The sequence below is a fragment of the Schwartzia succinivorans DSM 10502 genome, from assembly GCF_900129225.1.
Taxonomy (GTDB): Bacteria; Bacillota; Negativicutes; order Selenomonadales; family Selenomonadaceae; genus Schwartzia; species Schwartzia succinivorans.
The window spans coordinates 46,024-59,945 of record NZ_FQUG01000008.1; the positions used below are offsets into that span (position 1 = coordinate 46,024).

At 48.0% G+C, this 13,922-nt stretch carries 14 protein-coding genes; 4 read left to right on the top strand and 10 right to left on the bottom strand.

The genetic code is table 11. The features are described from left to right. The first annotated feature begins 4 nt into the window (after positions 1-4). The 4 genes from nrdD (at position 5) to BUA83_RS09935 (ending at position 2,281) form a co-directional block, all read left to right on the top strand. Positions 5-295, top strand: coding sequence for an anaerobic ribonucleoside-triphosphate reductase (gene nrdD / locus BUA83_RS09920; RefSeq protein ID WP_072936122.1), 291 nt, complete (start codon positions 5-7; stop codon positions 293-295). A gap of 148 nt (positions 296-443) precedes the next feature. Next, the gene (gene nrdG, locus BUA83_RS09925) at positions 444-944 is read left to right on the top strand and encodes an anaerobic ribonucleoside-triphosphate reductase activating protein (RefSeq protein ID WP_072936124.1); all 501 of its coding nucleotides are present in this window, start codon (positions 444-446) and stop codon (positions 942-944) included. A gap of 56 nt (positions 945-1,000) precedes the next feature. After that, positions 1,001-1,648 carry a hypothetical protein gene (locus BUA83_RS09930; protein WP_072936126.1) on the top strand — a complete coding sequence of 216 codons (648 nt, stop codon included), beginning with the start codon at positions 1,001-1,003 and terminating at the stop codon, positions 1,646-1,648. Positions 1,649-1,657: 9 nt separating this feature from the next. After that, a complete protein-coding gene (locus tag BUA83_RS09935) occupies positions 1,658-2,281 on the top strand; it encodes a YigZ family protein (RefSeq protein ID WP_072936128.1) in 624 nt (207 codons plus the stop codon). 139 nt (positions 2,282-2,420) lie between these two features. Here the strand turns inward: BUA83_RS09935 and BUA83_RS09940 are convergent, their stop codons facing one another. From BUA83_RS09940 to BUA83_RS09985, 10 genes are all read right to left on the bottom strand, one after another. Further along, positions 2,421-3,638: an ATP-binding protein gene (locus tag BUA83_RS09940; protein WP_072936130.1), complete on the bottom strand. Its 1,218-nt coding sequence runs from the start codon at positions 3,636-3,638 to the stop codon at positions 2,421-2,423. 207 nt (positions 3,639-3,845) lie between these two features. After that, complete coding sequence (gene sufU, locus BUA83_RS09945; protein ID WP_072936132.1) at positions 3,846-4,280, bottom strand: Fe-S cluster assembly sulfur transfer protein SufU; 435 nt, start codon at positions 4,278-4,280, stop codon at positions 3,846-3,848. Next, entirely contained in the window at positions 4,270-5,508 is a 1,239-nt protein-coding gene (locus tag BUA83_RS09950; RefSeq protein ID WP_072936135.1) for a cysteine desulfurase, read from the bottom strand. The genes sufU and BUA83_RS09950 overlap by 11 nt, the downstream gene beginning before the upstream one ends. After that, positions 5,498-6,346 (bottom strand): SufB/SufD family protein, encoded by an 849-nt coding sequence (locus BUA83_RS09955; protein WP_072936137.1) that lies wholly within the window; start codon positions 6,344-6,346, stop codon positions 5,498-5,500. The genes BUA83_RS09950 and BUA83_RS09955 overlap by 11 nt, the downstream gene beginning before the upstream one ends. Continuing rightward, the gene (gene sufB / locus BUA83_RS09960) at positions 6,346-7,752 is read right to left on the bottom strand and encodes a Fe-S cluster assembly protein SufB (RefSeq protein ID WP_072936139.1); all 1,407 of its coding nucleotides are present in this window, start codon (positions 7,750-7,752) and stop codon (positions 6,346-6,348) included. The genes BUA83_RS09955 and sufB overlap by 1 nt, the downstream gene beginning before the upstream one ends. 9 nt (positions 7,753-7,761) lie before the next feature. Beyond that, positions 7,762-8,511: a Fe-S cluster assembly ATPase SufC gene (sufC, locus tag BUA83_RS09965; protein WP_072936141.1), complete on the bottom strand. Its 750-nt coding sequence runs from the start codon at positions 8,509-8,511 to the stop codon at positions 7,762-7,764. Positions 8,512-8,709: 198 nt separating this feature from the next. Further along, a complete protein-coding gene (locus BUA83_RS09970) occupies positions 8,710-10,359 on the bottom strand; it encodes a class I SAM-dependent methyltransferase (protein ID WP_072936143.1) in 1,650 nt (549 codons plus the stop codon). Positions 10,360-10,552: 193 nt separating this feature from the next. Then, on the bottom strand, positions 10,553-11,017 hold the full coding sequence (locus BUA83_RS09975; protein WP_072936146.1) for a CBS domain-containing protein: 465 nt from the start codon (positions 11,015-11,017) through the stop codon (positions 10,553-10,555). 44 nt (positions 11,018-11,061) lie between these two features. Continuing rightward, entirely contained in the window at positions 11,062-11,685 is a 624-nt protein-coding gene (locus BUA83_RS09980; protein ID WP_072936148.1) for a flavin reductase, read from the bottom strand. 220 nt (positions 11,686-11,905) lie between these two features. Continuing rightward, positions 11,906-13,921 carry a TonB-dependent receptor plug domain-containing protein gene (locus BUA83_RS09985; RefSeq protein WP_072936151.1) on the bottom strand — a complete coding sequence of 672 codons (2,016 nt, stop codon included), beginning with the start codon at positions 13,919-13,921 and terminating at the stop codon, positions 11,906-11,908. Position 13,922: the final 1 nt, after the last annotated feature.

The following is a 13,922-nucleotide window of genomic DNA, read 5'->3' on the forward strand; positions in this document are numbered from 1 at the left end:
TCTAATGAACGTAAACGGAATTGAAGTAACAATAAAGGGTATTGACGATATTTCTGAAAAAGAAATTCTTACATATATGAACTACATTGAAGAGCAGAACATCGGAGAAACTCTCGAATCTCTCGAAATCTCCGGCGCTCCCGACGGAAATGTAGCCCTCGACTACACGCTCCGTCCGCAGGAGTTTGAGCGTATCCGCCGTATAACCGGATACCTCGTTGGAACCATCGACCGCTGGAACAACGCCAAGCGTGCCGAGGAGCATGACCGTGTAAAGCACAGTCTCATGCACTGATTTTGCCAACCACTCTCCCCTCTATAGAACTTGCAATGGATTTTGGCAATCTTTGATTCCAAAACCGACGCACAAGGCCTTTCCCAAGCATTGGAAAGGCCTTCCTTTTTGAACAAAACGAAACACCCGAACCATTGGAGGCAAGATTATGAAGCTACGTATTGCCGGCATCGTCGATGATTCGATTGTCGATGGAGAAGGCTATCGCTTTACCGTATTCACACAGGGTTGTCCGCATCACTGCGAGGGCTGCCATAACCCCGAAACCTGGGACCCTCAGGGGGGCCGCATTGAGGATACAGATAAACTTCTTTCCGAAATTCTGCAAAATCCGCTGCTTCAGGGAGTCACCTTCAGCGGCGGCGAGCCATTTGCTCAGGCTGCTCCTCTCGCGGAGCTTGCAAAAAAGATACATTCTCACGGGCTGGACATCTGGAGCTACACAGGCTATACCTACGAAAAACTCTGTTCCTCCGATGACCCTGCTGTCCATGCGCTTCTTGACGAGCTGGACGTTCTTGTGGACGGCCCCTTCGTGCTTTCGCAAAAGGACCTTACTCTGGAATTCCGCGGCTCAAAAAATCAGCGCGTAATCGACATGAACGCAACGAGAAAAGAAGGCCGTATCGTACTGAAATACAATGACTGATTTGGAAGACGCCCTTATCTGTGCTAAAATGAAGTGACACGAAAGGAGGCGCGCCAATGATTCCATTACAGGCAATTGCGATAGCAGGCGTTGTGCTTTTGATATTCATAGCCCATCGTTTATGCCCGGACCGCAAAATATTTGCCCTTTTCACCGTAATTATACTGACAGCCTCCGGTGCGCTCTTTTTCTACAGTGCAAAGCCGGTGGAGCCTGAGCCTATGAGCGCGGAGGAACGCGCCGAGCTTGCTGTCCAGCAGGAGCTTGTGGCTGACTGGTTCGCTTCCTATCAGTTTTACCTTGAGCGCCTGGACAGAAACTGGCAGAAATATCACCGCATACTCTCGGATTTCGAGGCTGATGTAATAAGCATACAGATTGCAAGGTCACGTCTGATTCACCTTGAGGAAAGCTCCCGTGCTCTCGCCGTAGAGGTAGAAAAGCTTGAGCCTCCCAACGGGCTGCACGCAGAAAATTACGACCTGGCAGCTTCTATTTTCATAAAGGTCAGAAGCTACGCACAGGCACAGCACCATGCAATTTCCGCAACGGCGCAGGCTGCTGACCCTGAGACAATGCCCACTGACATTCAGGAGGAGCAGAGCCGCCGGCTTCGTGAGACCATGATACGGGAATCACCTGCAGGACTTTTCACAGGCGCGGAGCTTGCCGCCCTCAGAGACCATGTCTCCATCAAGGAATGAGGAGCTTTTATGATACGTACCATCACAGAGGGAAGCACAGCGGAGTTCACTGTTCAGCGTTCCCGTTTCATTGCCTGTACTGCCTCCGTAAAGACCGAGGAAGAGGCACAGGCATTTTTGACCGCACAGAAAAAGAAATATTATGATGCACGCCATCACTGCTCCGCCTGGATTCTTGGCCGCGACGGCGCAAAGCAGAAGGCCTCTGATGACGGAGAGCCCAGCGGTACCGCAGGCGCGCCGATCCTTGATATCCTGAAGCACGGCGGCTTTACTGATTCCATTATTGTCGTCACCAGATATTTCGGTGGCATAAAGCTTGGCACCGGCGGTCTTACCAGAGCCTACGGACATGCCGCACAGCTTGGCATCGAAGCCGCAAAAACGGCTAAGGTCATGACCATGGAACGTGTCACCGTTCGCATCGCCTATCCGCTTCTCGGCGCGGTAGAGAACGAACTCCGCCAAAGCGGCATACGCATAGAGGATTCCTCCTACGCGGAGGATGTAACCCTTACACTTCTTTTGACAGAGGAGCAGCAGGCTCCCTTCCGCCAAAAGCTCGCGGACCTCACAGCAGGACAGGCAGAGCTTACGGAAGATGGAATGCAGGAGGTACTTCTCCCCGAATAAAAACGCTGCGCACAAGATTTTCCTGTACGCAGCGTTTTTTATGACAAATCTTATCCTATTCCCCAAACTTTTATTTTTCAGGTTTTTGGGGAATAGGATTTTTATTTTATTTAAAAAGACCTGTAAAACAGCATGTAAATCATGCCTTTTCCAAGGCATATTCATCCAGCAAAAAATCAAGCATGTTCATCTTTTTGTACCCATTCCCCAAATCAGTAAACGGATCATCATCCATAGTAATGACAATTTTCTTGTACCCGTCGTCCAGTTTGCGGAAGGAACTGACTTCTCTTTCCCGAGTTTTTTCGTCAATCAATGTGTACGAAACCTGTATATAGTAGGTATCCTTCATATTTCTTGCAATGAAATCAATCTCTTTTTGTTCATTCCTGCCAATATCTACTATGTATCCTCTGTGCAGCAGTTCTGTATATACGATATTTTCTATGGTATGGGTAGGCTCTATCTGTCGGAAGTTCAGAAAAGCATTGCGAAGCCCTATATCAACTGCGTAATATTTGTACAGAGTTTTCAGGTAAGCCTTGCCTTTAATATCATATCTGTCCGCCCGATAAAACAGGAACGAATCACAAAGATTTTCTATGTAGCTTCCAACTGTCTTGTGGTCAACTGTCGCATGTCCGTTACTTCTGAGCGTATCTGTTATCTTACGGCTGGATACATAGGCTCCGATGCTCGAACACAGTAAGCTCAAAAGCGCCTGCAGTACTTCTTTGTTGCGGATACCATAGCGCTCGACAATATCGTCAATAACAACGGTTTCAGCTATAGTACGCAAATATTCTGCTTTCTGCATTGGTTCAGGTTCCTGCAAAAGATATGGCATGCCGCCGTACATCATGTAATCATTAAAGGCTTTACGCTTATCTCCCTGACAGTAGCTGTAATATTCGCTGAAGCTCAGCGGAAACATTTTAAGCTCTATCCCTCGCCCACGAAACCTTGTGTTTATGTCCGTCGACAAAAACTTTGAGTTCGAACCGGTTATATATACATCACAGTCAAAATCACGTTTGATGCCGTTTACAACATCCTCAAAGTTTTCTACCAGCTGAATCTCATCCAAAAATATATAGCAGCGGCCCTTTCCCTGCATCTGCTGCGCAAGGTATTTATAAAGTGCTGCCGGCTCTTTCAAGTCTGCATTTTTTATGTTGTCGATTGCGACCTTGATGATATGGTCAGCCGGTATTCCATCTTCCAGCAGCCGTTTATGGTATAAATCAAAGAGAAGTGTCGATTTTCCACAGCGTCTGATACCTGTTATAATTTTCACTAAATCTTTATCTTTATGTTTGTAAAGACGCTCCAAATATAAATCGCGGTTAAGTATCATGTTTCCACCTCCTCTTCATAAGTATATTCCCCAAAAATCCTTTTTTCAAGTTTTTGGGGAATAGGATTTTTGGTTTCAAGCGTTTGTCCTTCCATACATATCAAAAAGGCACTATGCACAGGGATTCTGTACATAGTGCCTTTAGCATTTTATGTCGTAAATCTATTCCCCAAACTTTTATTTTTCAGGTTTTTGGGGAATAGAATTTTATTCCTTTTTCTCCTCCAGCGCGTTATCCAGCGTGTGCCATGAAAGCACGGCGCATTTCACGCGGGCAGGAAGGTTTGAGATGTTCTTAAGGGCTATGGCATCCCCAAGGTCCTCAAGCGCATCATCATCCGTAATGTCGCCTTTTATCATGCCGAGGAACATTTCCGAAAGACGCTTTGCCTCGTCCACGGATTCCCCCTTGATAAGGTCAATCATCATTGACGTGGAGGCCTGTGATATGGCACAGCCCACACCCGTGAATGACGCGTCCTTTACAACGCCGTTCTCCACCTCAAGCTCCAGCGTGATTTCATCGCCGCAGCTTGGATTGCGGCCTTTAAGCGTTACCGTCGGTGAGGCGAGATGATGCCTGTTCTCGGGATTTCTGCTCTCCTCTGCGATAAGCTCAGTATATATATTTTCAAGCCCCAAGGTGCATGACCTCCCTTACTTTTTTGAGTGCCTCAACCCAGCGGTCTACGTCCTCTCTGGTGTTGTAGAAATAGAAGCTTGCGCGGCAGGTTGCGTTCTGTCCCAGGTACCGCATAAGCGGCTGAGCGCAGTGATGTCCCGCACGGACGGCCACCCCCTCCGCGTCAAGAATCGTCGCCACGTCATGGGGATGGACGTCCTTCACATTGAAGGTAATGATGCCTGTCTTATTGTCACGCTTCGTATCGCAGCCGTAAAGCTCAATAAACGGCAGCTCCCGGAGCTGCGGCAGGGCGTAGTCAACCAAATCCTTTTCAATCGCCGTAATGCGGTCAAAGGTGAGTTTTTCGAGATAATCAACAGCTGCAGTAAGTCCTGCGGCCCCTCCCACATTCTGCGTTCCTGCTTCAAATTTAGCAGGAAGCTCGGCGTAGGTAGTCGTCTGTTCCTCTACATACTCAATCATATCTCCGCCCATGAGGAACGGCGGCATGGCGTCAAGAAGCTTTTCCTTTCCGTAAAGAACACCGATTCCCATAGGCGACAGCATTTTATGTCCCGAAAAAGCGAAGAAGTCCGCGTCAATTGCCTGAACATCAACCGCCATGTGAGCAACGCTCTGGGAGCCGTCAACCACTACAACAGCGCCCACGCTGTGTGCCTTGTCGGCAACCTCCTTTACAGGGTTTACAAGGCCCAGGACATTAGATACCTGCGTAACCGCAACCAGCTTTGTTTTTTCCGTAATCTTCGTCTGTATATCTTCCTCGGACAGGTTTCCGTCCTCTTCAAGGTAGATATATTTCAGCACAGCGCCCTTTGCGTGGGCAACATGCTGCCACGGTACAAGGTTGCTGTGATGCTCGGAAATCGTTATTACGATTTCGTCGCCCTCCTTGATATTCGAAAGCCCATAGCTGTACGCGATGAGATTCAGCGCCTCTGTGGCATTTTTCGTGAAAATAATCTCATTTGATTTTTTCGCGTTGATAAACTTACGCACGCGCTCACGTGCATTTTCGTATATATCCGTAGCCTCAACGGAGAGAGCGTATGCTCCGCGGTGAGGGTTCGCGTTGCAGCCGCCGTAGTAGCCGCATACGGCATGAATCATGCTCTCCGGCTTCTGTGTTGTCGCGCCGTTGTCGAGATAGACAATGGGTTTGCCGTTCATATTCTGTGCCAGAAGAGGAAAATCCTTGCGAAATTCCTGTGCATCATTTATCATCGGCAATTCTCCCTTCTATTTCTTCCCTTATTTCTCCTGCCAGCTCTTTATCAGGTATACGTGTAAGCACCGGCGCAAGAGCCGCTTCTACAACAAGCTTCTTAGCTTCCTCCATATCAATGCCGCGGCTCATGAGGTAAAACAGCTTTCCCTCATCCATCTTTCCGATGCTCACAGCATGATGTCCGTCAACATCCGCCTCACCGGAAAGCATGAGCGGAACGGAACGGTTTCTTACCTTCGGTGAAAGCAGCATTACTTCCTCTCGCTCACGGCCCACAGAGCCTTCAGAGCCCTTTATGAAATCAAGCGTACCGCGGAATACCTTCTCACTTTCCCCGGTCATGGCACCGTGCACCATCATTGTCGCATCGGTGTGGCGGCCTTCCTGCCGTATGATATAGTTCATATCCACACGGCGTTTTCCGTCGGCAAAGTAAAGCGCTGAAACATCAGCACGGCTTCCTTCTCCCGCGAGATTTACAAAAAGCTTTGAAGCCGCCTCGCTTCCGCCTGCCTCTACAGCAGTATAACGGAACAGCGCGTCCTTTTCGCAGACTGCCTCGACAACATCCGCGTGTGGATGGTCTCCCGAAAGCACCGCACGGATGAGATGAAACTCAGCGCCCTCCTCAAGCTCCACACGAATCTTTCCTGCAAGCTCCTCGCGGTAGACTACAACCGCCTCCGCCTTCGTTCCCTTGGGTACTGTTATAAGACGCCCGCCGCCGGCCTCATCAAGGACACAGGCAGGCATTTTTGCTTCGTTTACACCGAGCCAGCGCCATGTGCGCATGGGAATCTCGCTGAAAACAATCTGTTCTTTTGTATCTGTCATCAGCCCATCGTCCCTTCCAGCTCAATATTGATAAGATTATTCATCTCAACCGCGTACTCCAGCGGCAGAGCCTTCGCAATCGGCTCAACAAAGCCCCGTACAATCATAGCACGGGCCTCGTCCTCGCTGATACCGCGGCTCATGAGATAATAGACCGCCTCGTCGCTGATGCGGCCGATTTTTGCCTCGTGTCCGATATCCGCTTCATCACCCTGAATATCCATTGTCGGAAGCGTGTCAGAGCGTGATTCGCTGTCCAGCATCAGGGATTCGCAGTTCACCGAGCATTTGGCAAATGGCGCGTTGGATGTGACCTTTACGCCGCTTCTGTATGTGGCGATACCGCCGTCCTTTGAGATGGTACGGGTATTGATTGTCGCAGAGGTATGCGGAGCCGCGTGCACCACCGTTGCCCCGGTATCAAGATTCTGTCCGTGTCCTGCAAAGGTAACACCCGTGAACTCGCATTTCGCGTTCTCGCCGTGAAGAATACTCGTCGGATAAAGCATTGAAACGTGGGAGCCGAATGAACCCGATACCCATTCGATGATACCGTCCTTTTCGACAAGGGCACGTTTCGTATTGAGATTCATCATGTTGCGGGACCAGTTTTCAATAGTGGAATAGCGCAGCCGCGCGCCTTCCTTTACGAAAAGCTCAACACAGCCCGCATGAAGATTCGTTACGTTGTACTTAGGCGCGGAGCATCCCTCGATGAAATGAAGGCTTGCACCCTTTTCCAGTATGATGAGCGTATGCTCGAACTGTCCTGCTCCCGCGGCGTTCAGACGGAAATAGGACTGCAGAGGAATCTTCACCTGCACTCCCTCGGGAACATAGACAAAGGAACCGCCCGACCAGACAGCACCGTGAAGCGCAGCGAATTTGTGATCCTTCGGCGGAACCAGCTTCATGAAGTATTCCTTTACAATATCCTCATACTCCCTAAGCGCTGTTTCCATATCTGTATAAACTACGCCCTGCTTCGTAAGACTCTCCTGAATGCTGTGGTAAACCACCTCGGAGTCATACTGGGCACCGACACCTGCGAGAGATGTCTTTTCCGCATCGGGAATACCGAGGCGGTCAAAGGTGTCCTTTATATCCTCCGGTACCTCGTCCCAGCTTCCCACCATCTTTGCGTCAGGACGCACGTAGGTCACGATGTTATCCATGTTAAGCTCGGAAAGGTCAGGTCCCCATGTAGGAAGCTCCGTATGATTGTAGACATCGAGGGCCTTCAGACGGAACTCCGTCATCCACTCAGGGTCATTTTTCCGTGCCGAGATATCCCGGACAATTTCCTCCGTAAGACCACTATCCGACTTGTAAACGGAGCGGTCTTCATTTCGTATGTCATAGAGCGTGCGCTCTATATCCTCTATAAAAGTTTTCTTCTTTGCCATGACCGCACCTCATTCTGCCTGTCCGATAAGATGCGTAAAGCCATTGCGGTTGATTTCGTCAATAAGCTCCGCGCCGCCCTCAGCAACAATGCTTCCCTTCACGAGAACATGAACACGGTCTACCTTGAGCTCCGACAAAATGCGCGCGTTGTGGGTGATGATGATGCAGGCATTTTCCTCGTTATGGAATGCGCTTACACCCTTTGAAACAATCTGCACCGCGTCAACGTCAAGACCTGAATCCGTCTCATCAAGAAGAGCCAGCTTCGGCTGCAGCATAAGAAGCTGGAGAATCTCCGTGCGCTTCTTCTCACCACCGGAAAAACCTACATTGAGATAGCGGTCAGCATACTCAGGGTTCATCTGCAGCTTTTCCATAGCAGCTTTAAGCTCTTTTTTGAAGGCGGTAATTTTTATTTTCTGTCCCGTGACGGCCTGCTTTGCCGTGCGGAGCATATTCTCCACAGTGATTCCGGGAATCTCCTCAGGCGTCTGGAAGGACAGGAAAAGTCCCTGACGTGCGCGCTCGAAGGTAGGCATTGACGTGAGGTCTTCGCCCTCAAATGTCATTGTGCCTTCCGTTACCTGATATTTCGGATGTCCCATGATAACATTCATAAGGGTGGATTTTCCCGAACCGTTCGGTCCAAGGAGTACATGCACCTCACCCTTTTTCACATTGAGGCTGAGCCCCTTTAATATCTCGCGGCCTTCAACGCCCGCATGCAAATCATGGATGGCCAGTAAATCTTTTTCCACAAAAATCTATCTCCTTTTATTTCGTTACTTTTATTCTAACAAGTTTAGTTGCACTTATTATTATAACAGGATTTTTTCGTTTGTCAGTATTATTTATCACATATTTCATTAAAAATAGAAAAAATTCATGAACCGCTTCCGAATATATGAGCAAATAACAAAGACAGCCTCCCAACTTCGGGAAGCTGTCAAAACCGTTCAGTCCGAGTTTCCTGCTCTCATACCGTCTCCGCCCATGATTTTCAGGAGCTGGCGGTTCTTCATCATATCCGTCGGGTCCATATCTGCCCAGTTGTAGAACATGTGATACACGTCATATCTGCGGCGCTCAGACACAAAGCTCTGCTCCTCCATGGCCATTATATCCCAAAGGGCTTCTATGCCAAAGCTTTTCGCTATTTCCTTCACGGGCATGATTCGCTCCAGGGCATCAGCCGATTCATATACAGCCAGGAACATCTGATATTTTGCAGGACAGTTTTCTCTCGTGAGTCCCTGATTGAAAAATATCAGACGGCTGCCGTCGATAAAGATATTCTCCGGTACCATATTTATGTACGCCTTTTTCAAAATAACTCCCCAGTCAGCAGCAGGGTACTGCGGCAAAAGGAAATTGTCTTCATCAAAGGCAGGAGGAGATGACTGCAGAATCGCCGCCCAAAGGCGGTTCAAAACCTGCATCACAAGCTCCCCTTCCTCAGGCGTCCGCTGCGTCAGCCATTCGGAAAGAGTAGGAAGCTCCATCCTCTTCATAACGAAACCGCCATCCCGAAGCTCAAAGGGAACAGTCTCTATGCCACGCTCTCTAAGCATCCGCATATTTTCATCAAGCTCCCGTATTCCCTGCTTTGCAGCCGCAGTGAGAGGCCGCTTCACCACAGAACCGTCCTTCATGATACAGGTAGCGATATTATAGGCAGGCGCACGGTCTGTCGCAAGCGTCGCCCCGATAACCTGGGAAAAATCCTCCTGCATGGCACACTCCACCAGGAAGGAATTGGCCATCATCGGAAACATCCCGTTGTCAATGATATCGGGATAAAGCCGAAGCTCAGAAAGCACACGGGTATCAGGCTCATGGTCGTAGGGAACGAAGTTATCACTGATATCGCGCTTTGGAAGATAATCGTCGGTAAAAATCAGCTGCGGAATGCGAAAATCCGGAAGCGGATAATAAAACTTCCTGTATGTAAAGCCCGCTTCCCGAAAGATTGACTCAAGCTCCTTTTTTGAAAAAAGGCAACCCCTTCCCGTGCCGCCACCCAGCTCTCCGAATGGCTCTCCTGAATAAGGATCTCTCGCGCCGCAGAAAAATTTCAGTCCGAGACGGTTGTCAATTGCAATAAGGACCTTGCCCTGCGGAGCAAGAAAATCCTGCAGAAACCTCATATACTCCACATAAGGAGCATGCTCAGTGCTTCCATTTCCAAGACCGGCGAAGGAATCCACCATAACGATGACATCAAATTTCCGCCTGAAGGGAATATCGAACATGCTTCCAACGTAAACATCGAGATTATCCCTGTCCTGCCATCGCTTCACCGTCGTATGGGCACGAAACATGGAATGCTCCACCACTGTCACATGAGCTGCCTTGTCACACAGCATTCCCGTAAGTGCACCAAACTCACAGCCCAGCTCAAGAACCTGCGCATTCTTTGGAAAGTCATACCAGCCGAGAAGGCCTGTACGCATATCCGAGAGCTGGTAGAAAACCTCCCAGCGGTCATCCGTCACAAGGGCTTCATCATAATTTCCACGGCTTTGTGTTATATATTTATCAATGACCTGGTCTACCTGCGGAACCTTTTTAAGCGGCCCCGAAAAGCTGGTATGAAGCTCAGCCATACAGTACCTCCATAAATCTTAATTAAATAAGAATAAACTTTTTCATATTAAGAGAATTTTAACACCATTGACGAGGTTTTACCATAGCGGAATAAAAAGACCATCCGCAGATTTTCACGAATGGTCTTTGGCTGTTTTTCTTTTCTGTTTTATCCGATACTAAGCACCTGTAACGTCCTGAATAAGTTTCACCTTATTTGTCCTTCAGCTGCTCAAGCAGCAGCTTTGTAAACGCGTTGCGGCTTATGACACCAACCAGCTTTCCCTCACGCGTCACAAACACTCTCTTGATTTTCTTTTCAAACATATATCTTCCCGCAGTTTCCAGACTGTCGGATTCATCTACCGTTATGGCAGGAGACGTCATTATGTCCTCCGCTTTCTCCGCCATGTACTTACGTGTCGCGTCAACGTAGTCCTGCATGTTCTGACTCTTCTGGATTCCACGGGCGCAAATCTGCCACACATTTGGCTCATTGGGTTTGATTTCCTTCCGCATAAGGTCAAGCTCGCTAACAACGCCAATCACCCGATTGTCATCATCCACAACAGGAAAACCGGAAATTCCCTTCTGAATCATGAGTTCGGCAATTTCCTTGATAGACACTCCCCTTTTCAGCGTAATAACATTCGTTTCCATAAAGTTCTTTGCCAGCATAAAAAACCTCCTCCGAATTAACTATCCTCCAAATTATGCCTGTATTACTGTCCCTCGTAAACAGGCTCAAAATCATCTGCGCCATGGCCGCAGAGGGGACACGAAAAGTCCGCGGGAAGCTCAGGACTCTCATGAACATATCCGCAGATGCGGCAGCGCCACGCAATGATTTTTCGGTCGTCCTTCTTCGCCTCCGGCTTCGGCTTCACATGTGCCTGATAATCCGCGTATGTCAGCGGAGGATTCTGACTCAGCACCTTCGCGTCCGTCACCTCTGCCACAAAAAGCATGTGGCTTCCCAGGTCCTGACTTGATACAACCCTTCCGCTAAGCACCGCGCATGCTGCCCAGCCCATATATGGAATCCCCTCGGCATCTACAGGCATCTGCAAATCCTTGAACTTGTCCACGTCATGTCCCGACTGGAATCCGAAATGCTTTATCGTATCGAAGGTAACTGTATTGTCCAGCATGGACAAAGTAAAAAGTCCGCTCTTTTTTATAAGCTCACAGGTGTAATTCGTAGAAATAGAAGCTATCGCTATGCGTGTAGGATTCGATGCTACCTGCATGCAGGTATTGGTAATACAGCCGTTTTTTCTGTCCCCGTCCCTTGAAGCCAGCATAAATACACCGTAGCTCAGCTTGTAAAGTGCCTTGTTGTCCATCCTGTCCGCCTCCGTGTTTATGTAATTTATTTTTCTTTTTATTATTCCACAAAGTACATCAAAATTCCTCTGTCAGATTTGTCAACAGGGACAATTATAACGGTTTTCACAGTTTTATGGTATATAGTACCTATATACTTTTATGCAAAAAGAATACCTGCGCCCCTATGAGCGCAGGTATGTGAATGCATATTTACAATTTTTTAATTAAATTTTTAATTCAGAATTTTTGGGTTACACTCAGCATATAGTTGATACCAGGGCCATAATATGCGGAGCTGGAGTGTGTAAGCACATCGTGGCGGTCAAGAACGTTATCAATGGAAAGATTGATTTCCGTCAGCTCTGTAGGAGCATAGCCCACCGTAAGAGAAGTCAGAAGATACGGCTTCGTGCGGAAGGAGTGCTCAGAGCTTCCTGTTTGAACACGGTCAGCAAGATACGTTGCCGTAAGCGCCGCATGCCATTTATCCTTCTTATAGCGTACACCGCCCTCAAGCTGAAATTTACCATACTTACGGTCCCAGTATTTTTTCGTAGCCTTCTCTCCACTCTGCTTCTCCTCAGGATTCTGCCATGTAAAGCCGTAGTTATAAGAGAACCCGTTCTTTCCCTCTATATCGCAGGAAACCTCAATACCAGTGTTCTTGAAATCCGCATTCATATACTTCCACGTGTTATTTGCCTTTTCAAATGATGCAGTAATTTTATCTTTAACATCCTGATGGAAAAGCGCCGCCTTCCAGAGGTGCTTTCCGGAAGCACGCTTCCAACCAAGCTCGTAATTAATGCCCTTCTGCGGCTTCAAATCCGGGTTAGGCTTATACTGGTAATCTTCTGCCTTATACATAGCTGCTAAAGTAGGCATAATAAAGGACTGTGCAACATTTATATACATGCTGTTGTCCTTGTCAAACTTATAGAGATATTGCCCGGCCATGCTGAGATTATTATAATTCTGTCCTTTTTCCGCAGAAGTCGTCCATGTTTCACGCGCGCCAAAGGTGAAGCTGTTTTTATCATCGAAGCGCTGTTCCCAGTTTGCAAAAGCACCCCAGTTATTACGTCCTACATCTCTAACAGCTTTGTTCTCCGTATAAACGGTAGCCAAATACTGATAAACCTCATGCTGCCCCGAAAAACCGGCGATAAGTGTGGACTTTTTACCAAAGTTCCAGTTTCTCTGGGCATCAAAACCGTAGGTCATATTCTTTTCGCGGGTATTGTAAAACTTTTTCGTAGGCTTTGTCAGTTTCGTCTCATACCATGTCGGCCCGGCAGATTCAACAGTTCCGGTATTAAAGTACAAGCTTCCACGCCAGTTCTTATCATGGTAGTTGACCTGAGCCATATCGCGAATTGTTTGATAGTTCCTGTTGTTAAAGTGCTCTCCCTCCTTTGCCTTTGTCTTTCCTGTAACAGTCAGGGAAGTTATATACTTGTCGTAGTCAATCTCTGTCTCATAATGACCATAAAGGAAATCAAGATGATCATTTACCTTATAGTTCATACTGATGCTCTCGTTCTTGATATTATTGAAGTCCGTCGCATAGGTGCCGTAATTCTTTTTTCCATCAAGAATATCACCGCTAGTTAACCCTTTAAGGCTTTTCCATTTATTGCAGTCATAGGAAACAGAGAATCCCTCCATACCTGCATTAATATGATATTTCTGCTGACCGTAGTTGCCAAAGCCAACAGTGACTGAGTTCGGCGCATCCTTCTTTGTTATGATGTTGATAACGCCGGACATTGCCTCACTTCCATAAAGGATAGAACCGCCGCCCTTTACAATCTCGATACGTTCAATACTGTCTGCAGGTATTTCCTGCAGATTATATTGGCCTCGCCATGAAACAGGATTTCCATTAACCAGAACAAGCGCGCCCTCATCATTGCCACGGATACCGATTTCATTCGTCATTGAACCCATAGCAGAACCCAAAGGGCCTGTGGACTTATAAATGATACCGTTAACATTTCGGATTGCATCCAATGCGTTATGCGCACCCTGTGCCTTGATATCCTCAGCCGTAACGACCTCCGTAGACTCAGGAATATCCACCTCACGCTTTTCAGTACGGGTAGCCGTGACCACCACATCATCCAGAGTGTACGAATCCAGCTCTGCTGTCCCCTCTGCCGCTGCTTCCTCTGCGTATGCCGCCATCGGCTGCAGTGTCATTGCCGACACAGCCATAGCAGCAAGAAGCATCTGCTTTTTCTTGCTTTTCATT